Consider the following 23,768-nt stretch of genomic DNA (forward strand, 5'->3'; position numbering starts at 1 on the left):
AAATTGTTTCACGTGAATCCCTATCCACAGAAAAGATTCACGTGAAACACTTTCGAACTGGACAAACAAAAAGCGGCGGCCCGAGGACCGCCGCTTTTTGTTGTGAAGCTTCAACATTAGATGTCGAGGTTGGCGACGCTCAGCGCGTTTTCCTGAATGAACTCGCGGCGCGGTTCGACTTCGTCGCCCATCAGGCGCGAGAAGAGACCGTCGGCGTCGGTCGCATCGTTGACCCTGACCTGCAGCAGCGAGCGGACGTTCGGATCGAGCGTCGTTTCCCACAGCTGCTCGGCATTCATCTCGCCGAGACCCTTGTAACGCTGCATGGAAAGACCCTTGCGGCCCGTTGCGAAGATCGATTCGAGCAGCGCGCGGGGGCCGGACATTTCCTGTTGGCCATCCTTGCGGGTGAGGACCGGCGGGGTGCGGTAGATTTCCTGGAGGCGCGTGGTCATCTGGTCGATATGACGGGCATCGGCCGAACCGATCAGCGCCACATCCACGGCCGCGACTTCCTTGACACCGCGCACCATGCGCTCGAAACGCAGGCCGCCCTCGTCCGTCACATGGCCGGACCAGCCGCGTTCGGTCTCCTCGGCGATCATGTCCAGACGGCGCGCGACTTCGTCGGCGGTCTGCTGGGCCCGTTCGCGGTTGTCGGTCAGTTCCGGGTTGAGCGCACCGGCAATCGCGGCCTGTTCGATGATCGAGCGGCTGTAGCGGGAATGCAGGCCTTCGACCAAAGCGCGCAGGCGCAGCGCATCCTGAATGACTTCGCGCATATCCTGGCCGGCGCGCACCTCACCGGAACCGAGCGTCAGCGTCGCTTCTTCAAGCCCCATGGTGATCAGGTATTCTTCCAGCGCGCCCTCGTTCTTCAGGTACTGGATCGACTTGCCGCGGCTCACCTTATAGAGCGGCGGCTGGGCGATATAGATATGGCCGCGCTCGATCAGTTCCGGCATCTGGCGGAAGAAGAAGGTCAGAAGCAGGGTGCGGATATGGGCGCCGTCGACGTCGGCGTCCGTCATGATGATGATCTTGTGGTAACGCAGCTTGTCGGCGTTGAACTCATCCTTGCCGATCGACGTGCCGAGCGCGGTGATCAGCGTGCCGATCTCCTGGCTGGACAGCATCTTGTCGAAACGGGCGCGCTCGACGTTCAAAATCTTGCCGCGCAGCGGCAGAATAGCCTGGTTCTCACGCGAGCGCCCCTGCTTGGCGGAACCGCCGGCGGAATCGCCCTCGACGAGGAAAAGTTCGGACTTGGCCGGGTCGCGCTCGGAGCAGTCAGCGAGCTTGCCGGGCAGCGAGGCGATATCGAGCACGCCCTTGCGGCGGGTCAGTTCGCGAGCCTTGCGGGCTGCCTCGCGGGCGACGGCCGCCTCGACCACCTTGCCGACGAGGATCTTCGCTTCGGTCGGGTGCTCTTCAAACCAGGTGCTCAGGGCTTCGTTCATCAGGCTTTCGACCACTGGCCGAACTTCCGAGGAAACGAGCTTGTCCTTCGTCTGCGATGAAAACTTGGGATCGGGCACCTTCACGGAAAGCACCGCGGTCAGGCCTTCGCGGCAGTCTTCACCCTGCAGCGTGACCTTTTCCTTCTTGGTGATGCCGGAACTATCCGCATAGGACGTCACCTGGCGCGTCAGGGCGCCGCGGAAGCCGGCCATATGGGTGCCGCCATCGCGCTGGGGGATGTTGTTGGTGAAGCAGAGCATGTTTTCGTGGTAGCTGTCGTTCCACCACATCGCCACTTCGACGGTCATGCCGTCCTTTTCGCCCTTGATGCTGACGGGCTTTTCGACCAGCGGCTTCTTGGAGCGATCGAGATAACGGACGAAGGCTTCGAGGCCGCCGTCATAGAGCATCTCCTCTTCCTTGACGTCAGGCTTTCGCTTGTCCGTTAGCCGGATTCTGACGCCGGAATTCAGGAACGCCAGTTCGCGCAGACGGTGCTCGAGCGTGCCGTAGTCGTATTCGGTCATCGTGAAGGTTTCGGAGCTTACGAGGAAGGTGACCTCGGTTCCGGAGCGGCCTTCGTATTCGCCGATGACCTTGAGCGGGCCGTCGGCAACGCCGTGGGTGAAGGAAATTTCGTGGAGCTTGCCGTTACGGCGGATGCGCAGCTTCAGCCAGACGGACAGCGCGTTGACGACCGAGACGCCGACGCCGTGCAGGCCGCCCGAGACCTTGTAGGAATTCTGGTCGAACTTGCCGCCCGCGTGGAGCTGGGTCATGATCACTTCGGCAGCGGATACGCCTTCGCCGGTGTGAATGTCCGTCGGGATGCCGCGGCCGTTATCCGTGACGGTGACGGAGCCATCCGGGTTGAGCGTGACGGTCACCAGGTCGGCATGGCCGGCCAGCGCCTCGTCGATCGCGTTGTCGACGACTTCGTAGACCATGTGATGCAGGCCGGAGCCGTCGTCCGTATCGCCGATATACATGCCGGGCCGCTTGCGAACGGCATCGAGGCCCTTCAGAACCTTGATCGAGTCGGCACCATATTCGGCACTCGCGCCATTATCGCTGACGGGTGTATCGGTCATCAATTATCTTCCAATTCGTTTGAGATGCCGGTTAAGCGAATCACCGGCCATTCCACCCTCGGAATATAGGGAAATCGGGGCGGTTTCTAAAGGTTGAGCCTCGCCAATACGGCACGAAAGCCGTGGATGCGTACCGAATTCAGCCCCGCATCCCGGCTTTTTTGAGGAGGGTGTCCATTTCCTCTATCACGTCCGGCGGCAAAGAGCGAATCCGCTGCGCCAGGCGGTTGGCAAAGCCCGTATAGGACGGCGGCAGACCCGCGGTATCGAGCACGACTTTCGGATGTGACGCCTCGGCCAGTCGGAAAAGCTCTTCCGCCTCATCCCAGATGACGTTGAAATAACCGGCGATCCGCTGCAGCAGCTCGAAGGTCGGGCGGCCGCGCTTGCCGTGCTCCAGGGCCGAGAGATAGGCAGGGGTGACGCCGATCGCCTCGGCCAACTCGCGTTGGGTAATCCCCTTGCGGCGGCGCAGCTCTCTCAGTGCATGACCGAAGGGAGTCATTCCCGGTCTCCGCGGCCGCGCGAAAGCCGCACATACATGGCACCCTCCCCACCGTGGTGGCGCGCCGCCCATTCATAGGAGGAGATCAGAAAACGGAACTCGGCTTTCGAAAACCACAGCGGCACGGCACGGCGCAACGCGCCTTCGCTACCCATCGAGCTGCCCTTGCCGGTGATCACCAGGACGTGGCGAAGACCGCGTTCATGCGCCCTCAGCAGAAAATCGAGAAGCAGGTCATGCGCCTCACCCTGGAAAAGCCCATGCAGATCGAGCCGGGCGTCGATCGGCAGGCGGCCCTTGGCGAGCTTCTTCTTGACCGGTTTTTCGAGCGGCTGATGAGAACCTACGGGACGCCTGGGTGGAGCGGGCGCCGGAAGTTCAACCGCATAACTCTCCTGCCGCGGCGCGGGTTTCGGCTTTGCGGCCTCAACGGCTGTCTCTTCGGCAGCGATCTTTGCAGCCTCGGCTTCCTCGAATTCGAGGATCTCCTTCATACGGCCAGGCAAGGCCCGGGCGGACTTGGCGACCCTGCCCCACAAAATCCGTTCTTCCGGATCGAGTTTGCGTCCGCTCTTCATCCGCCGTACCTGACAGAAGCCGCCTTGGGGATGAGGATATAGAAATCGGCGTCGTTTCGCACCGTTCCGGCGAGCTCGCCCGCCTCGAAACCGGAACCGGTAAAAATGTCGCCGCGCGAAGGGCCGACGATCGCGGAACCGGTATCGAGCGCCAGCATCAGCCGCGCGAAGGGTTTGCCACCATCCATATGGGTCAGCGTCTCGGAGCGGATGAAAAAGGGAAAACCGAATGTGTGAATCTGGCGATCGACCGCCAGCGAACGACCGGGGATCAGCGGCACCTTGGCGGCAGCGACCGGACCGAGCGACGGATCGGAAACGTCCGCCTCGCGGAAAAAGATGTAGGAGCGATTGTGCCAGAGCACCTCATCAACCTTAGCCGGATTCTTGGACAGCCAGGCGCGAATGCTCTGCATGGAAATTTCTGACGGATCGATCTCGTCGCGCTCGATCAGCAGCTTTCCGATCGGCGAGAACGGATGGCCCGCCTTGGCCGCATAGGTGATCCGCCGGATGGCTCCGTCCGGGTATCTCAGCCTCGCGGCGCCCTGGACATGGATGAAGAAGACGTCGACCTTGGATTTAGCATAGGCGATTTCCAGGCCTCGGCCTTCGAGAAAACCGCGGTCGATCTCGCCGCGATCCGGATAGGGTACGATCCCTTCCGGCGTCTGCCGACCGAACATGTAGCCGGAGTCCAATCCGGCCGGCCGGTTCTGGTCATCGAGATCGATGAGATCGTCGGGGCGATAGTAAAAGGGATATGCCCAGCTCCCGTCTCGCGTTTCCGAAACCTCAATCTCCGGCTCGTAGAACGCGGTGACGAAACCCCGCCGGCCGTCGTTGCGGGCGATCAGGAAGGGCCTGCAGTGGGTTTCGAAAAAGGCCCGGGCGGAAACGGGATCGCCCGGGACATCCCGGGCGGCTTCGATGAAGGTGGCGAGTTCCTCCGCCGTCAGGCCGAGGGAACCGGTGCGGTATGGCTTTACCCTGCGGATATGCTCCAGCGACGCGCGCATGCCGGCAAAGAGCGCGGTCGGATCATCATCACCCCACCCCGCAAGATCGGGGAAGGATACCGGCCGGAGGGTATAGTCCGCAGAGCCCAAGGTCATTGTTCGGATTCGGTGGCGACCAATCTCCAGTTCGGATCGCGGGAGCGGATGTCACGGGCAAAGGTCCAGATATCGGTGACCTCCGCAACGGTCTCCTGATCGCCGTCGATCAGCGCGCCGGCCTTGTCATAGGTGGCGGAAATCAGCTGGCTGACGATGCGGACAGTGATCTGCTCCTCGGCATCCTTAACTGCGGCGTGGGTGATGTCGGCCTTGTCAATGCCGACGAATGTCGATTTCACCACGTCGCCGCGGGACTCGCGGTCAGTGATCGCCGCATCGAAGCCGTCGAAGACCTCGTTGGAGAGGAGGCCCTTCAGCGTTTTCCGGTCGCCGTCCGCAAAGGCCATGACGATCATCTCGTAGGCCATGCGGGCCCCGTTCAGGAATTCGCGAAGGCGGAAGGAGGGATCCGACTTGACCATCTCGCGCAGTGCGGCATTGAGCGGTGTATCGGGCTTGGCAACGGTATCGACATCCGCATAACGCTGCTCGTCGTCCGTGGCGTCCCGACGCGGCAGGGTCACGACCTTACTGTCGTCGCCACCCGGGTTTTTCGCGACGTCGCGGGGGCTGTAAGGATCGAACGGCGGCTTCTCGCTTCCCGTCCGGCGTCCGAGCACACTGCGCAGTTGCAGGAAGATCAGAACCGCTGCGACAAGGAAAAAGAGTGTTATAAAGTCGTTGGAGCCCATCTTAACCCGCATTTGGCGTTTAAATGTTCGGTGCAGTCTCTCATATAGTCTGCATACGCCTATCATTCAAATGGCGAAGACGTTAGCGCTTTGCGCGCAACCGAATATCACGACACAGGGAATATCATGCGCTTCTTTCTCGTGCCGCTCCTTCTGATCGGCTGGCCGCTCGCCGAAATCGCGGGCTTCGTGCTCGTGGGCAAAGCCCTCGGCCTCTGGGCGACGCTCGGTCTGGTGGTCGGTACCGCAGTGCTCGGTGCACTTCTGCTGCGCAGCCAGGGCACCCAGATCCTGAGGAAGATTTCGACCGAGAGCCGCGACGGCCGCGCGCCCGGCCGCGCCCTGATCGACGCCGCGATGATCGTCGTCGCCGGCATTTTGCTGCTGCTGCCCGGCTTCCTCACCGACATCATCGGGCTGGCGCTGTTCATTCCCTTCGTGCGCAGCCTGATCTGGTCGGTGATCGGCCGTCGCGTCGTCGTCGTCCGTTCGCCGCGCAGCGAAAGCTATCGCTACGAAAGCCCAAGGCCTTCGCCTGAGGCCAGGAAAACCGGGCCGGTGGTCGATCTCGACGAGCAGGATTACCGTCGCGATCCCGATCCCTCGTCGCCCTGGGCCGGCCCCAAAAGCAACGAACCTTGAGAGGTTCAGCGAGTTGGCCAGGGTTGTAAGCCCCCAGACGAAATGTTAGAGGGCCTCAACGCTCCAAAGCCTCGAGGAAATCCCAATGGCAGACGATAACAACCAGGCCGCAACGCCGTCCCTCAACATCCTGGCGCAATACACCAAGGATCTCTCCTTCGAGAACCCGGGCGCTCCGCGTTCGCTGCAGGCGCGCGACAAGGCGCCGGCGATCAACATCAATGTCAACGTCAACGCCAATCCGCTTTCGGACGCCGATTTCGACGTTATCCTGACGCTGAATGCCGAAGCCAAGGAAGGCGACAAGATCGTCTTTGCGGCCGAACTGGTCTATGGCGGCGTGTTCCGCATCACCGGTTTCCCGCAGGAGCACATGCTGCCGCTGCTCTTCATCGAATGCCCGCGCCTGCTGTTCCCCTTCGCCCGCCAGATCATCGCCGACGTGACCCGCAACGGCGGCTTCCCGCCGCTGATGATCGATCCGATCGATTTCGCGCAGATGTTCACGCAGCGCATGGCAGAGGAACAGGCCCGTTCCAAGGTTCAGGCGCTCGACAGCTGAGACCGAATCTTCCGATCTGACGAGAGAGCCCGGGTTTTGCGACCCGGGCTTTTTTATTCGGCCGTTCCGTATTTCAGCCAGACGGCCTTGTCCTTCAGCGATGCGACCATGGCGGCATGAGCCTCCAGCTCGGCTTCGGTGAGCCGGGGGCTGAGAGGCCGGGGGCGGCCCACAACCTCTATCACGACTTCCTCGACCTCGACCGCGGTCGCAGATCGCTCGTTGCCCATCAGGCCGAGCGCGGTCTGGCGGCCGCCGGTCATCTCGATATAGACTTCGGCGAGGAGTTCGGAGTCGAGCAGCGCGCCGTGCTTGGTGCGGTGGGCGTTGTCGATACCGTAGCGGCGGCAGAGTGCATCGAGAGAATTCGGGCCCATCGGATGTTTGCGGCGGGCCATGGCCAGGGTGTCGATAACCTGGTCGGACATCACGGGCGGCAGGCCGAGACGACCGAATTCCGCATTCATGAAGCCCATGTCGAAGGTCGCGTTATGGGCGATCCATTTGGCGCCATCGAAGAATTCGATGATCTGTTGCGCGACGTCGCCGAAGCTCGGCTTGTCCTTCAGGAACTCGTCGGTAATGCCGTGCACGGCCAGCGCATCCGGGTGGACCTTACGGTCGCCCGGATTGATGTAGAGGTGCAGCGTTCTGCCGGTCGGAAAATTGTTGATCAGCTCGATGCCGCCGATTTCGATCACCCGGTCGAATTTCGATTCGAGGCCCGTGGTTTCCGTATCGAAGATGATCTCACGCATGTGGGTTTTTCCCGCTGGTCTTCCCGGCCTTCAGAGAGGCGATGATCTCGCGCACCTGTCCCCTCGCCGCCTCCAGTCCGAGGCCCGTGTCGACGAGAAAATCGGCTCTTTGGCGTTTTTCCGCATCGGGCATCTGGCGGGAGAGAATCATCGCCAATTTTTCCTCCGTCATGCCCGGCCGCGCAAGCACCCTGTCGCGCTGTATCTGTGGATCGCAGGTAACAACGACGATGACATCGACGCGATCCTCGCCCTTCACTTCAAAAAGAAGCGGGATATCGAGGAGCACGAGATCAGCGCCTGCCTCTTTGTGGCGGGCCAGGAAATCGACTTCCCGTCGGCGGACCAGCGGATGGACGATCGCTTCGAGAAGCCGGAATTTTTCAGGTGACGCCGAAAGCTGGCGAGACAGTTCCTGGCGGTCGATGACGCCATTCTTGATGGTGCCGGGAAATGCCTCACCGACGGGTGCGACCGCATCGGTGCGATAGAGATCATGGACGACGGCATCGGCGTCGTTCACCGGGATGCCTTCATCCGCAAACATCTTGGCGGTCGTGGACTTTCCCATTCCGATGGAGCCGGTGAGGCCGATGACGATCATCTAATGTCTTTCCATATCGGCGATGATCAGGTCCCGAAGAGTTTTATCGACAACCGGACGGCGGCCGAACCATTTTTCGAAGCCGGGCACAGCCTGGTGCAGTAGCATGCCGAGCCCGTCTACGATCGGAAAACCCTGCGCCTCGGCCTGCGCGAGCAGCGAAGTTTTCAAAGGCACGTAGACGATATCGGTGACCACCGCGCCGGATGCCAGCGGCGAGAAATCAATCTTCGGCGCATCGTTGCCGTCCATGCCGAGCGATGTGGTGTTCACAAAAAGCCCGGCGCCGGACATCACCTCGTCCAGCGCTTCGACAGGATGGGCGTGAACTTTCGGGCCGAACCGATCGGCGAGTTCCTCAGCGCGTGAAACCGTCCGATTGACCACATGGATCTCACCGACGCCGCGATCCCGTATCGCCTGGATGACGGCGCGACTTGCGCCGCCAGCGCCCAAAACCACAGCGCTGTCACTCTTATCCCAGCCGGGATGGCGGTCGTCGAGATTGGCGGTGAACCCGTAGCTATCGGTATTGGTGGCGTGCAGCAGACCGTCTTCCATCCAGAGCGTGTTCGACGCTCCGATCTCCCTTGCCAGATCGTCCGGCCGGTCGGCCAGCTTGAAGGCGATCTCCTTGTGGGGGATGGTGACATTGCCACCGCGAAAGCCGGAACTCCCGTCCTTCAGCGATTGGATGAAAGCGGGGAAGTCCGCTTCGTTCACGGCCTCAGGCCTGTAGGTCCCGGCAATTTCAAACTGCTTCAGCCAATAACCGTGGATCAACGGGGAGCGGGAATGCTTCACCGGCCAGCCGGTTACGAAAGCATTAACCAAAAATGTTTCACGTGAATCAGCCATCGATCGCTCCCAGTTCGCGAAGCTTCTCCAAGAGCGGCAGCATGGGCAGGCCGAGGATGGTGAAGTAGTCGCCCTCGATTTTCGAAAACAACTGAATGCCCTCGCCTTCCAGCTGATAGGCCCCGACGCTGCCATAGACCTTTTCGCCGACCCGCGACAGATAGCGATCGACGAAGGTTTCGTTCAAGCTCCTAACGGTCAGATCCGCATGGGCGACATGCTCCCAGACGATTTCACCGTCACGCGCGAACGCGATTGCGCTGTTCAGGCGATGGGTCCTGTTCGAGAGAGAAAGCAGGTTCTCTTTCGCTTCGGCAAGGGTCTTCGGCTTGTGATAAACCCGGCTCCCGAGCGACATGGTCTGGTCCGAGCCGATCACCAGGGCACCTGGAGAATGTCCGCTCACTTCCGCTGCCTTTGCTCTGGCAAGCGTCAGCGCCACCTGGTCGGGGCTTGCACCTTCCAGTCCAGCCTCGATCTTCCGCTCGTCGATTTCCGCCGCCCGGCTTTCAAAAGCGAGGCCGGCATTTTCCATCAGCATCCGGCGGAAGGGGCTGGAGGAGGCAAGTACGAGGGGCACTGTCACGGAAATCTCCCAGAAGCGATGCGCGGATTCGCTTAACGCAGCTTCGGGCGCAGCGCAACGATTGCGGCCGCCGTCTCCTCGATCGACCGGCGGGTTACGTCGATGACAGGCCAGTTCTGACGGTCGCAGAGCGCGCGGGCGTATTTCAGCTCCTCGTTGATCGTCGCGCGGTCCGTATAATCGCGCCGGTCGAAACCCTGGGTGACGCCTAGTTCTCGGTGTTCACGCACCTGGCTGATCCGGTCGGTGGTGGCGACGAGACCGACGATCAGCGGATGGGTTGCGCGATAGAGGCTGTCCGGCAGATCGACGCCCGGCACGATCGGGATGTTGGCGGTCTTGATGCCGCGATTGGCGAGATAGATGCTGGTCGGGGTTTTCGAGGTGCGGCTGATGCCGATCAGCACGACATCCGCTTCGTCGTAACCTTCCGGCATCTGGCCGTCGTCGTGGTCCATGGTGAAATTGAGCGCTTCGATACGCTTGAAATATTCCGCGTTGAGCGCGTGCTGGGCACCAACCCGACGGCGGGACGGCGCGCCGAGATAGGCCTGGAATGTCGCCATCACCGGCTCCAGGACGTTGACGCAGGGAAGGCCCATGTCCCGGCAGCGCTGATTGATGAGCTCGGCCAGTTCCTGATCGACAATGGTATAAAGGACAATACCCGGCTCGCGGTCGAGCGCCTCGAGCACAGCCAGCAGCTGTTTGCGGTTTCGGATCAGCGGATAGACATGTTCCACCGCCAGCGACGACTGAAATTGCGCCGAGGCGGCCCGACCCGCGGAAATGAGAGTCTCGCCAGTCGAGTCAGATATGAGGTGCAGATGGAAGAAGTTTTTTCTGTTCTCCACGCTAAACTTAACCCTTTGTTGATAACTCGGGAGAGACCATCAGGTTCGCCCGGGCCTGGACCCGGCCTCGGGAAAACCGCCCAGTTTTCCACATTCGCATATCTCGCGGAGGTGGATCAGGTGGTCTTGTGTGTTGCGGGGACAAGCTCCCCGCGCCTGTTTTTCCTTCTCAGCTTATCCACAGATAGCGCCGTTTTTGCTGGAGCACCATCCCCCTGAAATAACTGGGGAAATTCCCGTTATCCCGGCAAGTGCGCGCGACATGCGGTTTTCAGTCCTTCGAGCAGGATCAAAGCGGCGGATCGTCGCGTCGGCTGTGATTTGACTTTAATCCTTGCTACTCACCGACTCTAAGAAATAGAAAATCTTTTAAGATTCATTTCTTTGTTTTTAGGGAGAACCCATTTGACCGGCGCATACCGGAAGATCGTCGAGGTGCTGGAAGGCAAGACCGTCAATCCACCGCCTGTCTGGCTGATGAGACAGGCAGGACGTTATCTGCCGGAATACCGGGAGACGCGGGCGACAGCTGGAAGCTTTCTCGATCTCTGTTACACGCCGGATCTGGCTGTCGAGGTGACCTTGCAGCCGATCCGGCGCTACGGTTTCGACGCAGCGATCCTGTTTTCCGATATCCTGGTCATCCCGGATGCTCTTCATCGGAACGTGCGGTTCGTGCAGGGCGAAGGTCCGCAGATGGACCCGATCGATGTCGCCGGTATCCAGGCGCTGAAGAGCGAAGGGGTGATTGCCCATCTCGCTCCCGTGATGGAGACCGTTCGCCGGCTGAGGCGGGAACTGCCTGAGGAAACCACGCTGCTCGGTTTCTGCGGCGCCCCCTGGACCGTTGCCACCTACATGATCGCCGGCCATGGGACGCCCGACCAGGCCCCTGCTCGGCTGTTTGCCTATCGGCATCCGGAAGCCTTCGAGAGGCTGCTGTCCGTGCTTGCCGAGATCTCTGCCGAATATCTGATCGCCCAGATCGATGCCGGTGCGGATGCCGTTCAGATCTTCGATTCCTGGGCTGGCGTTCTCGGTGAAAGGGAATTCGAAGCCTATGCGGTAAAGCCTGTCGCCCGGATGATCGAGATCGTTCGCCGCCAGCGGCCGCAGGCGAAGATCATTGCATTTGCCAAGGGCGCCGGCCTGAACCTGAAATCCTACCGTCAGAAGACCGGGGCGGATGCGATCGGCCTAGACTGGTCGGTGCCGCTTTCGTTCGCCGCCGAACTGCAGAAGGATGGTCCGGTTCAGGGCAATCTCGATCCGATGCGGGTCGTCGCCGGCGGCAGGTCGCTCGAAGACGGCATCGACGCCATTCTCGACAAACTCGGGCAGGGACCGCTGATCTTCAATCTTGGCCATGGCATTACGCCCGAGGCCAATCCTGATCATGTGACCAGGCTGATCGAGCGCGTGCGCGGAGTGAAAATGTGAGTGGAGAGGAACTGCAGACAGGCAAAACAGCCGGGCGGCGGTCGGCATTGCGGGCGTTCACCGCTCTTGCCGTCTTCGTCGCCATCCTGGTCGCGGTCTATCTCGCCCAGCCCGATAATTTCATTCTCTACATCAAGGCTTTCCACGTCATCGCGGTCATGTCCTGGATGGCTGGCCTGCTCTACATGCCGCGGCTGTTCATCTATCACAGCGATGCCGAGCCCGGTTCGGCGCAATCCGAGACTTTCAAGATGATGGAGCAGCGGCTCTTGAGGATCATCATGAACCCGGCGATGATGATCACCTGGGTGCTCGGTCTTTACCTCGCCTGGGACGTCTATGAATTTCGCGGCGGATGGCTGCATGCGAAAATCGGGCTTGTGGTGCTGCTCACAATGGTGCATGTGCTGTTTGGTCGCGCGGTGCGCAGCTTTGCGGTCGATGGTCCGCGGAAAGCGCCGCGTTACTGGCGTATGATGAATGAACTTCCGACCGTTCTGATGATCGGGATCGTCATTCTGGTGATCGTGAAACCCTTCTGAACCCCGGCCCGCTGTTTCTTTGGCAAGATTTCCCGTCTTGCCCCTTGCGGCGTTCCACGTGAATCGCTATTTTCCTCGCCATCTCATCTCGTGGCATGCGTGTAATTTCCCGTCGTCCCCGGTTCATCTTCCGCGGTAGCGAATTTCACCGACACGCCTACATTCCCCCGAAATTCTCAATATGGTCCCCCCTTCATGGCTGAAATGAAGCTTCAAGAACTCAAAAGCAAATCCCCTACCGATTTGCTGACCTTCGCCGAATCACTGGAGGTCGAGAACGCCAGCACGATGCGCAAGCAGGAGCTGATGTTCGCGATCCTCAAGGTTCTGGCGAGCCAGGACGTCGAAATCATCGGCGAAGGCGTGGTCGAGGTCTTGCAGGACGGGTTTGGTTTCCTGCGTTCCGCGAACGCAAACTATCTGCCCGGCCCCGATGATATCTATATCTCTCCCTCCCAGATCCGCCGCTTCTCGCTGAAAACCGGCGACACGGTGGAAGGTCCGATCCGCGGACCGAAGGAAGGCGAGCGTTATTTCGCCCTCCTCAAGGTCAACACGATCAATTTCGACGATCCGGAAAAGATCCGTCACAAGGTCCATTTCGACAACCTGACGCCGCTTTATCCGAACGAGCGGTTCAAGATGGAACTCGAAGTTCCGACCTCCAAGGATCTGTCGGCCCGCGTCATTGACCTGGTGGCGCCGCTCGGCAAGGGCCAGCGCGGCCTGATCGTCGCGCCGCCGCGCACCGGTAAGACCGTTCTGCTGCAGAACATCGCCCATTCGATCACCGCCAATCATCCGGAATGTTATCTGATCGTTCTTCTGATCGACGAACGGCCGGAGGAAGTCACGGACATGCAGCGCTCGGTCAAGGGCGAGGTGGTTTCCTCGACCTTCGACGAACCGGCCGTGCGCCACGTGCAGGTTGCCGAGATGGTCATCGAAAAGGCCAAGCGCCTTGTCGAACACGGCCGTGACGTCGTCATCCTGCTCGATTCGATCACGCGCCTCGGCCGCGCCTACAACACCGTCGTTCCCTCCTCCGGCAAGGTGCTGACGGGCGGCGTGGACGCCAACGCCCTGCAGCGCCCGAAGCGCTTCTTCGGTGCCGCGCGTAACATCGAAGAAGGCGGGTCGCTGACGATCATTGCGACCGCGCTGATCGATACCGGCAGCCGCATGGACGAAGTCATCTTCGAAGAGTTCAAGGGCACCGGCAACTCGGAAATCGTGCTCGACCGCAAGGTCGCCGACAAGCGTATCTTCCCGTCCATGGATATCCTCAAGTCCGGTACCCGTAAGGAAGACCTGCTGGTGCCGCGCCAGGATCTCCAGAAGATCTTCGTGCTTCGCCGTATCCTCGCCCCGATGGGCACCACGGATGCGATCGAGTTCCTGATCGACAAGCTGAAGCAGACGAAGACCAATGGTGATTTCTTCGACTCGATGAACACCTGATCCTTAGCCGGATTCAGGCCTATACAAAGCGCTCGGTCTTGCCGGGCGCTTTTCAATTTAGAGCCGCCTCTGATAAATTGATCCCATGGCCCAGGCAGACAACGACACGATCTTTGCCCTCTCCAGCGGCACCTTGCCGGCAGGTGTCGCGGTGTTGCGTCTAAGCGGTCCGCGCGCCTTTGAGGCGGCGGTGAGCCTGGCTGGAGAACTGCCTGCCGATCGGAAGGCGGGGCTCAAAACGATTCGAAGCCGCAACGGTCTGGTGATCGACCAGGCCCTGGTCCTGGCGTTTCCCGGTCCCAACTCCTTCACTGGTGAAGATTGTGCGGAAATACATCTGCATGGCAGCCGCGCCGTTGTTTCGGCGGTTTATCAGGAACTGGAGGCGATCGGGCTCCGACTGGCGGAGGCAGGCGAGTTTTCACGCCGGGCATTCGAGAACGGCAAGCTGGACCTGGTTGAGGTCGAGGGCCTTGCGGACCTGATTGCTGCTGAGACCGAGATGCAGCGTCGCCTGGCGGTCGAACAAGGGTTTGGCGGGCAGTCGGCGCTCTATATGAGCTGGGCGGAGAGATTGACGCGTGCGCGCGCCCTGATCGAGGCGGAACTCGACTTTGCGGATGAGGACGATGTTCCGGGATCGGTTTCCGACCGGGTCTGGGCGGAGATCGGCGATCTCTATCTTGAGCTCGAGGAGCATATCGCCTCTGCGAAAGCCGGAGAAATTATCCGCGACGGATTTAAGGTGGTCATCGCCGGCCCGCCCAATGCCGGCAAGTCCAGCCTCCTGAATGCGTTGGCAAAGCGGGATGTCGCGATCGTTACGGAAATCGCCGGGACGACAAGGGATCTTCTGCATATCGATATCGACATGGAGGGGTACCTCGTCCGTTTCTTCGATACGGCCGGCTTGCGCGACAGCGCTGATCGGGTGGAGCAGGAAGGCGTTCGCAGGGCGAAGATAGCGATCGAGCAGGCAGATCTTGTTCTGCAGCTTGAGGAAATCGATTCGGACTCGAAACAGATTCTGGACGAGGTAAAGGCCGAAGTGCTGCGGGTGGGCACGAAGGTGGATATGCACGGGCCGTCGGCTGGATACGACCTGACTATTTCCAGCCAGGCCGGAGATGGACTGGAGGAACTTCGCTCTCTGATCCTCGAGATGCTGAAGAAGACCTGGTCCGGGTCCCTGGTCCCCAATCGGCGGCGGCACCTTCAATATTTGCAAGAGGCTTCCAATTTTATCGCAGAAGCGCTAAACGGCCGGGAGCTGGATCTTCGCGCCGAGAGCCTTCGGGCTGCGGCATCGTCCCTGGGCCGCATCACCGGCCGGGTCGATGTGGAACAGCTCCTTGACGTGATTTTTTCGCAGTTCTGCATCGGCAAGTGATTCACGTGAAACAGAGCGTTCGCGCGGTTTCAAAGGTGGCTAAATGGAAACGACATTCGACGTAATCGTCATCGGTGGCGGACATGCGGGCTGTGAGGCCGCGAGCGCGGCCGCACGCACGGGTGCAAAAACGGCGCTGGTAACTCATAAGCGAGAGACGATCGGCGTGATGTCGTGCAACCCTGCGATCGGTGGTCTCGGCAAGGGCCATCTCGTGCGTGAGGTTGATGCCTTCGACGGTTTGATGGGCCGCGTCGCGGATGCCTCGGGTATCCAGTTCCGGCTTCTCAACCGCAAGAAGGGACCCGCGGTGCGCGGGCCGCGAACCCAGGCCGATCGCAAACTTTATCGCCTGGCGATGCAGCGTGAAATTCTCAATCATGCCAATCTCACCGTGATCGAGGGGGACGCCTTCGATATCGAGATCAAGGCAGGTCGACCTAGCTCGGTTGGAATGAAGGACGGACGTCGATTCGGGTGCGGAACAGTTATTCTGACGACCGGCACCTTTCTTCGCGGCCTGATTCACATCGGTGACCAGAAAATTCCTGCAGGTCGCGTGGGTGAAGCTCCTTCGCTGGGATTGTCTGAAACCCTGGCGCGATTTGGCTTGCGGCTCGGTCGGCTGAAAACCGGCACGCCGGCGCGGCTAGACGGAAATACGATCGACTGGAGCCGTGTCGGCTTACAGGAGGCCGACGAGGATCCGGTGCCCTTCTCCTTCATGACCGACAGGATCACCACCCCGCAGATCGCCTGCGGTGTCACCCGCACGACGGATGCGACGCATAGGGTCATCTCGGACAATATTCACCGTTCCGCGATGTATTCAGGCCAGATCGAAGGGGTCGGCCCGCGCTACTGCCCCTCGATCGAGGACAAGATCGTTCGTTTCGGCGAACGCGACGGACACCAGATCTTTCTGGAGCCGGAAGGGTTGGACGACCCGACCGTCTATCCGAATGGCATTTCCACATCCCTCCCCGCCGACGTCCAGGAAGCGTTCATTCGCACAATTCCGGGTTTGGAGGCGGTAACGATCATGCAGCCCGGCTACGCGATCGAATATGATCATGTGGACCCGCGCGAACTGACCGCGGCTCTGGAAGTGAAGAAGATCCCAGGCCTTTTCCTTGCCGGACAGATCAATGGCACAACGGGTTATGAGGAAGCGGCGGCACAGGGGCTGGTTGCGGGATTGAACGCCGCGCGCAAGGCTTCCGGCGCTGAGGCATATCATTTCAGCCGCGCCGATTCCTATATCGGCGTCATGATTGACGATCTCACATCACGCGGCGTGACTGAACCTTATCGGATGTTTACCTCCCGTGCCGAATATCGGCTGTCGCTCAGAGCTGACAACGCGGATGTTCGACTGACGGAGAAGGCGATCGAACTGGGTTGTGTCGGGCCGGCGCGGGCCGCGAAGTTGCGCGCCTATACGCAAGCGCTGGACGCGGGCCGCGAATTGCTCCGGTGCCGCAACCTCACCCCCAACGAGGCCGATGGTTACGGGCTGAAGCTGAACAAGGACGGGCAGCGCAGGACCGCGTATGAGCTGCTGGCGTATCCTGACCAATCGTTGAAGGGCCTCGCCGCCATATGGCCCGAATTGGCACAGTTGTCGCCCAAGGTGGGGGAGGCCCTGGAAATTGAGGCGTCCTATGCGGTTTATATGAACCGGCAGGCCGCTGATATTCATGCGACCCATCGGGACGAAGCCCGTGTTATTCCGCAAGACTTTGATTTTTCAGAGCTTCCCGGACTTTCCAACGAGCTTAAACTGAAGCTGACGGCTGCAAATCCGGGAAATCTCGCACAGGCGAGTAAGGTTGATGGGATGACGCCAGCCGCCCTTGCCCTCATTCTGGCACTACTTCGCAAAGAAGACGCCGCGCCACATCGCCTCAAGCGAGTCCTTTAATGCTTCTGAACGGCAAGAGTGTTTCACGTGAAACGCAGGAAAAGCTCGAGCATTTCTCCGCGCTTTTCCTGAAGTGGGCGAAAGCCATCAACCTCGTCGCTCCATCCACCCTGCAGGAGTTGTGGCAACGCCATATTGCGGACAGTGCGCAGATCTTCCAGCTCTCTCCCCTGCCATATAAATGGCTTGATCTTGGTTCCGGAGGCGGCTTCCCCGGCGTCATAACAGCGATCTTGCTGGCGGAGGCTCAGGACGGATGGGTTCATCTGGTTGAGAGCAACCAGAAAAAGGCGGGGTTTCTTCGGGTGGCGCTCAGTGAGACGGGGGCACGGGGATCTGTCCATCCCCTACGAATCGAATCAGCCTCCACGGCTCTTCGGGATTGCGAGCGCATCTCTGCCAGAGCTCTTGCCGAGCTTGACCCGCTGCTGTCCTATACGTCGGCTTGGATGATCGGCAAAGAAACCAGAGCTTTTTTTCATAAAGGCCGGGATTACGCAGCGGAAGTCGAGAAAGCCCGTGGCCGTTGGGTATTCGATCTGATAAAACACCAGAGTGCCGTCGAGCCAGATTCAGTTATCCTCGAGATTAGTAATTTGAGGCACAAAGAACCCTAGATTTTCAGGTGCCGCATGTTTGAAAGAAATCGGGTTATCACGATCGCCAACCAAAAAGGTGGCGTCGGCAAGACGACGACAGCGATCAACCTGGCGACTGCGCTCGCTGCTATCGGCGAGCGTGTCCTTATCGTGGATCTTGATCCGCAGGGCAATGCCAGCACGGGGCTGGGTATCGAGCGTCGTGATCGGAAGCTCTCCTCCTATGACCTCCTGATGGGTTACAACTCCATCGCGGAAACTGCGCTGGAGACGGCCGTTCCGAACCTTCACATCGTCCCTTCGACAATGGACCTACTCGGGTTCGAGATGGAGATTTCGCAGGCTTCCGATCGGGCGTTCAAGCTTCGAAGCGCACTGAATGGCGACGATGCTCTGGCTTATTCCTACATCTTGTTGGACTGCCCTCCTTCATTCAACTTGCTGACGATGAACGCCATGGCGGCGGCCCATTCCATCCTTGTCCCCCTGCAATGCGAGTTCTTCGCCCTCGAAGGGTTGAGCCAGTTGCTGGAAACCGTTGATCAGGTGCGTCGCAGCGTCAATCCTTCACTCGATATTCAAGGGATTGTCCTGACGATGTTCGATGCGCGAAACAATCTTGCCCAACAGGTCGTCAATGATGTCCGGACGCATCTCGGCGAGAAAGTCTACCATACGTTGATTCCGCGCAATGTTCGCGTTTCGGAAGCGCCGTCCTATGGTAAGCCGGCAATCCTTTATGACCTGAAATGCGCCGGCAGCCAGGCGTATTTGCAGCTGGCTTCCGAAGTCATCCAGCGGGAACGCAGGCGCAAGGCAGCCTGAAGCTTTGCAGACAAGTGAGTAGTGAAGATGAACGACGACCTTTCGAAACGGCGCCTTGGGCGCGGCCTTGCAGCTCTTATCGGTGAGATGGACCAGCCGGCACCTGTCAACAGTGGTGCCCGCAGTGTCAACCCGGATCGGATGGTGCCGATCGAGCATGTGTCGCGCAATCCGAAGAATCCGCGTCGAAGCTTTGATGAGGGCGAGCTGCAGGATCTCGCGAGCTCTATTCGGCAGCATGGTATCGTTCAACCGGTCGTCGTTCGGCCTCGGGGCACAGATCAGTATGAGATCATCGCCGGCGAACGGCGCTGGCGGGCGGCTCAACTCGCTGGACTGGTCGAAATTCCGGTCATCGTTCGCGATGTGGATGATCGAACGGCGCTCGAGATCGCCATTGTTGAAAACGTCCAGCGTTCAGATCTCAACCCGCTGGAAGAGGCGCTCGGTTATGATCAACTGATTGCAGAGCATGGGTACACTCAGAACGATCTCGGGGAGATCATCGGCAAGAGCCGCAGCCATGTCGCCAATAGCCTCCGTTTGTTGAAGCTACCCGAACCGGTTCGGGATATGCTGGCAGCAGGCAGCCTTTCGGCGGGTCACGCCCGTGCATTGATTACAACATCGGACCCGGCTTCGCTGGCACGGACGATCATCGCCAAGGGGATGTCGGTTCGTGATGCTGAAAAGCTGGCTCAGAACGACATCAAGGCTCAATCGGAACCGACAACCGTTTCGAAAGCGGAACAAAAAGACTCCGATACGCTTGCGCTGGAGCGCACCCTTTCTGATTCCCTTGGTCTGGACGTGAAGATCAACCACAAGAACGGTGGGGGGCAGATCAGGATCGGCTATCGGACGCTTGAACAGCTCGAGGAGATATGTCGCCTTCTTGAACGGCGATAACGTAACCTATTCAGCGACTTGACTGAATAGCTGTCGCCATTAGCGTGTGGAACGCAATATTGGGTTCGAGGCTCTGCCTCTGCCGCGACATCAGAATTGCAGCCTGCAATCTTTCCGTTTCACGTGCCAGCGCTGGCGAGCTCCAGGTTCGCAGCGCTTTTTCTATGATCGGTTTCCGCTTGAAATGAATATGCCTGCCGAGCGTCATCATGACCTGGGCGGTCTGGAGTTTCTTCTCCTCCATCTCCGCCTTCATCAAATCCAGCAGCTGGAATTGTTTGAGGCAGGATTGCAGGACGAGAAAAACCGGCGTCTTCGACGAGACGATCTTCTGTATGGCCCGATGCAGACCGGGCAAATCGCCGCCAAGGATGGCGTCGACGGCTTCATCGGCCGAAACTGCGCTGGCATCACCGATGATTTCATCGATCTGCGCCTCTTCGACCATGCCTGTGCCACGGCAGTAAAGCGCGAGTTTACGAATCTCGTTCCGGGAAGCCGCGCGATCTCCCCCCAGCAACTCCAGGAGCCTCTGGCGGGCACCAGGGCTGATCCTGAGGCCCTCGCTTCCCAGTTCCGAATCGATGAGACTGTTCAAGGCTTTGATATCGTCTGCGTAGCAGGGAATGACAGCGATGGATCGGGAGGGCTCAGCGATCTTGCGCAGCCCGCTCCCTTTCTTGAGGTCGCCCGCCTCTACGATCAGGATGTTGGCGGGAGCCGGGCCGTCAGCCAAAACCTGCATCGCGTCCAGAAGCGGCTTTTCATTGGCAGCGCCACGGAGCCAGACGAGCTTCGAGCCACCGAAAAGGCCCATTGAATTCACTTCATCGAGAAGCCGTCCCGGGTCGCCCTGCAGGTCCGAAACGTCGAGCTTGAGCATCGCGAACGGATCATCCTGGGAGATGCCGGTCTTGCCCGCGATCAGTGCCGCACGTTCGGAAACGAGGCCACGATCCGGGCCGTAGATCACGAAGATCTTGTAGAGCCCCGCGCTCTTGTCAGCAAACCGATCGAATTCGTGGGATTTTACTTCTGCCATACCGTCTGCGGCTGAGGTTCGCGCGAAAGCGCAATCGCGATCTCGGCGCGGATGAACTCGGCAAGTTCGCGTGCGGCGCGGTTTTCGGCGTCGCGAACGGCGCGGAGGCCTGCATAGCCCTGCCCCGAAATGTCGATGAGCGCGACGACCTGACGTTTGCCGGACTTCAGCACCTGCCCGTCGCTGATGCGGCTTATCGTATAGGTACCTTCCACCTGGACGCGGCCGGGGACCGGCACGCCGGTCGGCGACACGTTGTCGTCGTCCTCGTCATCCTCATCGTCAATGATGCTCGAGGCCGTGCTCTTGGTAACCAGCTTCACGTCGTAAGCAGGACGGGTGGATTCGCCGGCACCGCCGGAGGTCAGGAAGACCAGATGGTTGCGGACAACCTGATCGAGGCGGGTGTGGGGTTGCTCGAAGCCGACGGCGGCAAGGCGCTCGCCGGTGCCGGAAGCCTCGGAATAAAGCGGGCGAACCTGGCAGCCGGCGAGCACTGTCAGCATTACCAGGCTGGATACGAACCCAAAACGACGAAGAGAGCGGTCAAACGACAATGTTTACGATCCTCTGTGGGACGACGATTACTTTCTTCGGCGCCCGGCCTTCCAGTGCCGCCTTGACCGCATCCAGCGCCAGAACCGCAGCTTCGACCGCACTTTGATCCGCGTCGCGCGCGATTGTCAATTCGCCGCGCTTCTTGCCGTTGATTTGCACCGGCAGTGTGACCTCGTTCTCGACGACCAGTGTTTCGTCATATTGCGGCCAGGCAGCCAGGGAGAGCAGTTCCCTGTTGCCGAGCGCTGCCCAGCATTCTTCGGCCAGATGCGGCGTCATGGGCGCGACAAGCTGGATCAGGATCTCCGAGGCGTTGCGGACGGCAGCGCGATAGGCGGTATCGCCCTCGCCGGCTGCGACCCGGGCGAGCGGCGCTGCAAGTGCGTTCACGAGCTCATAGATGCGCGCCACGGCCTTGTTGAAGGAGAGCTTGTCGTAGTCCCCTTGAACCGCCTTCAGCGTCTTGTGGGCGAGCTGCGAGATCGCCAGAGCCTCTCCGTCCTTAGCCGGCACCGGATCGACGCCAACCAAGTTTTCAGAGGCTTCCGAAATCAGGCGCCACAGGCGCTGGGTGAAGCGATGAGCGCCTTCGACACCGGCTTCCGACCAGATGACGTCGCGGTCCGGCGGAGAGTCGGACAGTACGAAGAACCGAGCGGTATCGGCACCGTAGGAGGCGATGATATCGTCCGGATCGACGACGTTCTTCTTCGATTTCGACATCTTCTCGATCGAGCCGATCGTGACTTCCTCGCCGCCCTTCAGCATGGTGGCGCGGCGTTTGCCGTCGACTTCCTCGATGCGGATATCGGCCGGTGCGACCCATTCACCGTTCGGGCCGGAGCCGCGGCGATAGGTTTCGTGCACGACCATGCCCTGCGTGAAGAGCCCCTTGAAGGGTTCCTTGGCGTCGACATGGCCTGTTTCGCGCATGGCGCGGGTGAAGAAGCGGGAATAGAGCAGGTGCAGGATCGCATGTTCGATGCCGCCGATATACTGGTCGACCGGCAGCCAGCGGTTGGCAACAGCCGGATCGGTCGGATCCTTTTCCCAAGGCGCCGTGAAGCGGGTGAAATACCAGCTCGAATCGACGAACGTATCCATCGTGTCCGTCTCACGGCGTGCCTGCTTGCCGCATTGCGGGCAGGCGACGTGGCGCCAGGTCGGATGGCGGTCGAGCGGGTTGCCGGGCAGGTCGAAGGTGACGTCGTCCGGCAGCTTCACCGGCAGGTCGGCCTTCGGCACGGGCACGACGCCGCAGTCATCGCAATGGATGACCGGGATCGGGCAGCCCCAGTAGCGCTGGCGGGAAATGCCCCAGTCGCGCAGGCGGAAGTTCACCTTGCGCTCACCCTGCGGCATGTTGCCGACCAGCGTTTCCGATAGGCGGTCTGCGACGATCGCGAAGGCTTCGTCTGTCGTCTTGCCGTCCAGAAAGCGCGAATTGATCATTACGCCGTCATCGACGTAAGCCGTATCGCCGACGGTAAAGGTCGCGGCATCGCCGTCCTTCGGCATGACGACCGGAACGACCGGCAGACCGTATTTGCGGGCGAAATCCAGGTCGCGCTGGTCACCGGACGGGCAGCCGAAGATGGCGCCGGTGCCGTAATCCATCAGCACGAAGTTCGCGACATAGACCGGCAGTTCCCAGGAGGGATCGAGCGGGTGCCTGACGCGGATACCCGTGTCTATGCCCTTCTTCTCGGCCGTCTCCAATGCCGCGAGCGAGGTTCCATGATGGCGGCATTCTTCGGCAAAAGCTTCGATAGCCGGATTCTGCGCTGCGGCCGCCTTGGCCAGCGGATGGTCGGCGGCGATGGCCAGGAAGGAGGCGCCGAACAAGGTATCCGGCCGGGTCGTGTAGACCACGACCTCGCTTTCGCCGGCGGGTGCCGTCGAACTCACGATTTCCCAGCGAACCGTCAGGCCCTCGGAGCGGCCGATCCAGTTCTTCTGCATCAGCCGGACCTTTTCAGGCCACTGGTCGAGTGTGTCGAGCGAGTCCAGCAGATCCTGGCTGAAATCGGTGATCTTGAAGAACCACTGTACCAGGTCGCGCTGCTCTACCAGGGCACCTGAGCGCCAGCCGCGGCCGTCGATGACCTGTTCGTTGGCGAGAACCGTCTGGTCGACAGGGTCCCAATTGACCTTGGACTGCTTGCGGTAGACGAGACCCTTTTCCATCATGTCGAGAAAGAGGTGCTGCTGCTGCTGGTAATATTCGACGTCGCAGGTGGCGAATTCGCGTGACCAGTCGAGCGACAGGCCCATGGCCTTCAACTGCGCCTTCATGGATTCGATGTTCTGGTAGGTCCAGGTCTTCGGATGCACTTTGTTGTCGCGGGCGGCGTTTTCGGCCGGCATGCCGAAAGCGTCCCAGCCCATCGGATGCAGGACGTTGAAACCGCGGGCGCGCTTGTAGCGGGCCACCACGTCGCCCATGGCGTAGTTGCGCACATGGCCCATGTGGATGCGGCCCGACGGATAGGGAAACATCTCCAGAACGTAGTATTTTTCGCGCGGATCGCTGTTGTCGGTTTCGAAAACCTTGGCATCGTTCCAGGTCTGCTGCCAACGGGGCTCGGCATCGCGCGGATTATAACGTTCAGTCGCCATTTCAATGATATTCCGGGAAAATAAGATCTGAGAGTCGGGCGAGACCTTCACCATGAAACCCCGCAAGCGTCAAGTTTTACGGGGTTGGGAAAGGCCAAGTTTGGGCGAAACACCCTTGGCAGAGCCTTATATGAGGGCTAAGCGCTGAGC

Annotated in this window: 23 protein-coding genes; 10 read left to right on the forward strand and 13 right to left on the reverse strand. The window is 60.2% G+C overall.

The window, feature by feature from the left end; genetic code table 11:
• Window positions 1–116: 116 nt before the first annotated feature.
• The 5 genes from gyrB to ABCW43_RS27300 all read right to left on the reverse strand — a co-directional run bounded on the left by gyrB (window position 117) and on the right by ABCW43_RS27300 (window position 5,445).
• A complete protein-coding gene (gene gyrB, locus ABCW43_RS27280; protein WP_345930383.1) occupies window positions 117–2,552 on the reverse strand; it encodes a DNA topoisomerase (ATP-hydrolyzing) subunit B in 2,436 nt (811 codons plus the stop codon).
• A gap of 139 nt (window positions 2,553–2,691) precedes the next feature.
• Entirely contained in the window at window positions 2,692–3,057 is a 366-nt protein-coding gene (locus tag ABCW43_RS27285) for a helix-turn-helix domain-containing protein (protein ID WP_345930385.1), read from the reverse strand.
• Window positions 3,054–3,635 carry a Smr/MutS family protein gene (locus ABCW43_RS27290; RefSeq protein ID WP_345930387.1) on the reverse strand — a complete coding sequence of 194 codons (582 nt, stop codon included), beginning with the start codon at window positions 3,633–3,635 and terminating at the stop codon, window positions 3,054–3,056. The genes ABCW43_RS27285 and ABCW43_RS27290 overlap by 4 nt, the downstream gene beginning before the upstream one ends.
• The gene (gene mltA / locus ABCW43_RS27295) at window positions 3,632–4,750 is read right to left on the reverse strand and encodes a murein transglycosylase A (RefSeq protein ID WP_345930389.1); all 1,119 of its coding nucleotides are present in this window, start codon (window positions 4,748–4,750) and stop codon (window positions 3,632–3,634) included. The genes ABCW43_RS27290 and mltA overlap by 4 nt, the downstream gene beginning before the upstream one ends.
• Window positions 4,747–5,445 carry a Tim44/TimA family putative adaptor protein gene (locus ABCW43_RS27300; RefSeq protein WP_345930391.1) on the reverse strand — a complete coding sequence of 233 codons (699 nt, stop codon included), beginning with the start codon at window positions 5,443–5,445 and terminating at the stop codon, window positions 4,747–4,749. Before ABCW43_RS27300 ends, mltA begins: the two co-directional genes overlap by 4 nt.
• 126 nt (window positions 5,446–5,571) lie before the next feature.
• Between ABCW43_RS27300 and ABCW43_RS27305 the strand changes: the two genes are divergently transcribed.
• Window positions 5,572–6,087 (forward strand): FxsA family protein, encoded by a 516-nt coding sequence (locus ABCW43_RS27305; protein WP_345930393.1) that lies wholly within the window; start codon window positions 5,572–5,574, stop codon window positions 6,085–6,087.
• Between the two features lie 85 nt (window positions 6,088–6,172).
• Window positions 6,173–6,649, forward strand: a complete 477-nt coding sequence (gene secB / locus ABCW43_RS27310) for a protein-export chaperone SecB (protein WP_046611880.1) — start codon at window positions 6,173–6,175, stop codon at window positions 6,647–6,649.
• Window positions 6,650–6,702: 53 nt separating this feature from the next.
• Here the strand turns inward: secB and dnaQ are convergent, their stop codons facing one another.
• Genes dnaQ through ABCW43_RS27335 form a run of 5 tightly spaced genes read right to left on the reverse strand, consistent with a single transcriptional unit; the run spans window position 6,703 to window position 10,309 of the window.
• Window positions 6,703–7,407: a DNA polymerase III subunit epsilon gene (dnaQ, locus tag ABCW43_RS27315; protein WP_345930397.1), complete on the reverse strand. Its 705-nt coding sequence runs from the start codon at window positions 7,405–7,407 to the stop codon at window positions 6,703–6,705.
• Window positions 7,400–8,011, reverse strand: a complete 612-nt coding sequence (gene coaE, locus ABCW43_RS27320; protein WP_345930399.1) for a dephospho-CoA kinase — start codon at window positions 8,009–8,011, stop codon at window positions 7,400–7,402. Before coaE ends, dnaQ begins: the two co-directional genes overlap by 8 nt.
• Window positions 8,012–8,869, reverse strand: coding sequence for a shikimate dehydrogenase (locus ABCW43_RS27325; RefSeq protein WP_345930401.1), 858 nt, complete (start codon window positions 8,867–8,869; stop codon window positions 8,012–8,014). It abuts the gene before it with no gap.
• On the reverse strand, window positions 8,862–9,455 hold the full coding sequence (locus ABCW43_RS27330) for a Maf-like protein (protein ID WP_345930403.1): 594 nt from the start codon (window positions 9,453–9,455) through the stop codon (window positions 8,862–8,864). Before ABCW43_RS27330 ends, ABCW43_RS27325 begins: the two co-directional genes overlap by 8 nt.
• Window positions 9,456–9,487: 32 nt before the next feature.
• Entirely contained in the window at window positions 9,488–10,309 is an 822-nt protein-coding gene (locus ABCW43_RS27335) for a pyruvate, water dikinase regulatory protein (protein WP_345930405.1), read from the reverse strand.
• Window positions 10,310–10,786: 477 nt separating this feature from the next.
• Here ABCW43_RS27335 and hemE point away from each other — a divergent pair, with 477 nt between their 5' ends.
• From hemE to ABCW43_RS27375, 8 genes are all read left to right on the forward strand, one after another.
• A complete protein-coding gene (gene hemE, locus ABCW43_RS27340; protein ID WP_445739013.1) occupies window positions 10,787–11,749 on the forward strand; it encodes a uroporphyrinogen decarboxylase in 963 nt (320 codons plus the stop codon).
• Entirely contained in the window at window positions 11,746–12,291 is a 546-nt protein-coding gene (gene hemJ / locus ABCW43_RS27345) for a protoporphyrinogen oxidase HemJ (protein ID WP_345930409.1), read from the forward strand. The genes hemE and hemJ overlap by 4 nt, the downstream gene beginning before the upstream one ends.
• A 195-nt stretch (window positions 12,292–12,486) precedes the next feature.
• Window positions 12,487–13,752, forward strand: a complete 1,266-nt coding sequence (rho, locus tag ABCW43_RS27350) for a transcription termination factor Rho (RefSeq protein WP_105404823.1) — start codon at window positions 12,487–12,489, stop codon at window positions 13,750–13,752.
• A gap of 85 nt (window positions 13,753–13,837) precedes the next feature.
• A complete protein-coding gene (mnmE, locus tag ABCW43_RS27355) occupies window positions 13,838–15,142 on the forward strand; it encodes a tRNA uridine-5-carboxymethylaminomethyl(34) synthesis GTPase MnmE (RefSeq protein WP_345930413.1) in 1,305 nt (434 codons plus the stop codon).
• A gap of 43 nt (window positions 15,143–15,185) precedes the next feature.
• Entirely contained in the window at window positions 15,186–17,066 is a 1,881-nt protein-coding gene (gene mnmG, locus ABCW43_RS27360) for a tRNA uridine-5-carboxymethylaminomethyl(34) synthesis enzyme MnmG (protein ID WP_345930415.1), read from the forward strand.
• Entirely contained in the window at window positions 17,066–17,683 is a 618-nt protein-coding gene (rsmG, locus tag ABCW43_RS27365; RefSeq protein WP_345930417.1) for a 16S rRNA (guanine(527)-N(7))-methyltransferase RsmG, read from the forward strand. The genes mnmG and rsmG overlap by 1 nt, the downstream gene beginning before the upstream one ends.
• 15 nt (window positions 17,684–17,698) lie before the next feature.
• Window positions 17,699–18,490, forward strand: a complete 792-nt coding sequence (locus ABCW43_RS27370; protein ID WP_345930419.1) for a ParA family protein — start codon at window positions 17,699–17,701, stop codon at window positions 18,488–18,490.
• Window positions 18,491–18,517: 27 nt separating this feature from the next.
• Complete coding sequence (locus ABCW43_RS27375) at window positions 18,518–19,399, forward strand: ParB/RepB/Spo0J family partition protein (RefSeq protein WP_306875226.1); 882 nt, start codon at window positions 18,518–18,520, stop codon at window positions 19,397–19,399.
• Window positions 19,400–19,409: 10 nt separating this feature from the next.
• Here the strand turns inward: ABCW43_RS27375 and holA are convergent, their stop codons facing one another.
• The 3 genes from holA to leuS are packed head-to-tail and all read right to left on the reverse strand — an operon-like array spanning window position 19,410 to window position 23,618.
• Window positions 19,410–20,441, reverse strand: coding sequence for a DNA polymerase III subunit delta (gene holA, locus ABCW43_RS27380; protein ID WP_345930422.1), 1,032 nt, complete (start codon window positions 20,439–20,441; stop codon window positions 19,410–19,412).
• On the reverse strand, window positions 20,429–20,947 hold the full coding sequence (locus ABCW43_RS27385) for a hypothetical protein (protein ID WP_345930424.1): 519 nt from the start codon (window positions 20,945–20,947) through the stop codon (window positions 20,429–20,431). Before ABCW43_RS27385 ends, holA begins: the two co-directional genes overlap by 13 nt.
• Window positions 20,948–20,987: 40 nt before the next feature.
• Window positions 20,988–23,618, reverse strand: a complete 2,631-nt coding sequence (gene leuS / locus ABCW43_RS27390; RefSeq protein ID WP_345930426.1) for a leucine--tRNA ligase — start codon at window positions 23,616–23,618, stop codon at window positions 20,988–20,990.
• Between the last annotated feature and the right edge of the window lie 150 nt (window positions 23,619–23,768).

Source organism: Neorhizobium tunisiense, from assembly GCF_039631515.1.
Lineage (GTDB): Bacteria > Pseudomonadota > Alphaproteobacteria > Rhizobiales > Rhizobiaceae > Neorhizobium.

Bases quoted from the DNA above. Each gene is read 5' to 3' on its own strand.
- ABCW43_RS27375 (WP_306875226.1), top strand. From the start codon at position 18,518: ATGAACGACGACCTTTCGAAACGGCGCCTTGGGCGCGGCCTTGCAGCT.
- secB (WP_046611880.1), top strand. From the start codon at position 6,173: ATGGCAGACGATAACAACCAGGCCGCAACGCCGTCCCTCAACATCCTG.
- ABCW43_RS27325 (WP_345930401.1), bottom strand. From the start codon at position 8,869: ATGGCTGATTCACGTGAAACATTTTTGGTTAATGCTTTCGTAACCGGC.
- ABCW43_RS27300 (WP_345930391.1), bottom strand. From the start codon at position 5,445: ATGGGCTCCAACGACTTTATAACACTCTTTTTCCTTGTCGCAGCGGTT.
- leuS (WP_345930426.1), bottom strand. From the start codon at position 23,618: ATGGCGACTGAACGTTATAATCCGCGCGATGCCGAGCCCCGTTGGCAG.
- dnaQ (WP_345930397.1), bottom strand. From the start codon at position 7,407: ATGCGTGAGATCATCTTCGATACGGAAACCACGGGCCTCGAATCGAAA.
- ABCW43_RS27385 (WP_345930424.1), bottom strand. From the start codon at position 20,947: ATGCTGACAGTGCTCGCCGGCTGCCAGGTTCGCCCGCTTTATTCCGAG.
- rsmG (WP_345930417.1), top strand. From the start codon at position 17,066: ATGCTTCTGAACGGCAAGAGTGTTTCACGTGAAACGCAGGAAAAGCTC.
- mltA (WP_345930389.1), bottom strand. From the start codon at position 4,750: ATGACCTTGGGCTCTGCGGACTATACCCTCCGGCCGGTATCCTTCCCC.
- ABCW43_RS27285 (WP_345930385.1), bottom strand. From the start codon at position 3,057: ATGACTCCCTTCGGTCATGCACTGAGAGAGCTGCGCCGCCGCAAGGGG.
- gyrB (WP_345930383.1), bottom strand. From the start codon at position 2,552: ATGACCGATACACCCGTCAGCGATAATGGCGCGAGTGCCGAATATGGT.
- ABCW43_RS27370 (WP_345930419.1), top strand. From the start codon at position 17,699: ATGTTTGAAAGAAATCGGGTTATCACGATCGCCAACCAAAAAGGTGGC.
- ABCW43_RS27290 (WP_345930387.1), bottom strand. From the start codon at position 3,635: ATGAAGAGCGGACGCAAACTCGATCCGGAAGAACGGATTTTGTGGGGC.
- holA (WP_345930422.1), bottom strand. From the start codon at position 20,441: ATGGCAGAAGTAAAATCCCACGAATTCGATCGGTTTGCTGACAAGAGC.
- ABCW43_RS27305 (WP_345930393.1), top strand. From the start codon at position 5,572: ATGCGCTTCTTTCTCGTGCCGCTCCTTCTGATCGGCTGGCCGCTCGCC.
- rho (WP_105404823.1), top strand. From the start codon at position 12,487: ATGGCTGAAATGAAGCTTCAAGAACTCAAAAGCAAATCCCCTACCGAT.
- hemE (WP_445739013.1), top strand. From the start codon at position 10,787: ATGAGACAGGCAGGACGTTATCTGCCGGAATACCGGGAGACGCGGGCG.
- coaE (WP_345930399.1), bottom strand. From the start codon at position 8,011: ATGATCGTCATCGGCCTCACCGGCTCCATCGGAATGGGAAAGTCCACG.
- mnmG (WP_345930415.1), top strand. From the start codon at position 15,186: ATGGAAACGACATTCGACGTAATCGTCATCGGTGGCGGACATGCGGGC.
- mnmE (WP_345930413.1), top strand. From the start codon at position 13,838: ATGGCCCAGGCAGACAACGACACGATCTTTGCCCTCTCCAGCGGCACC.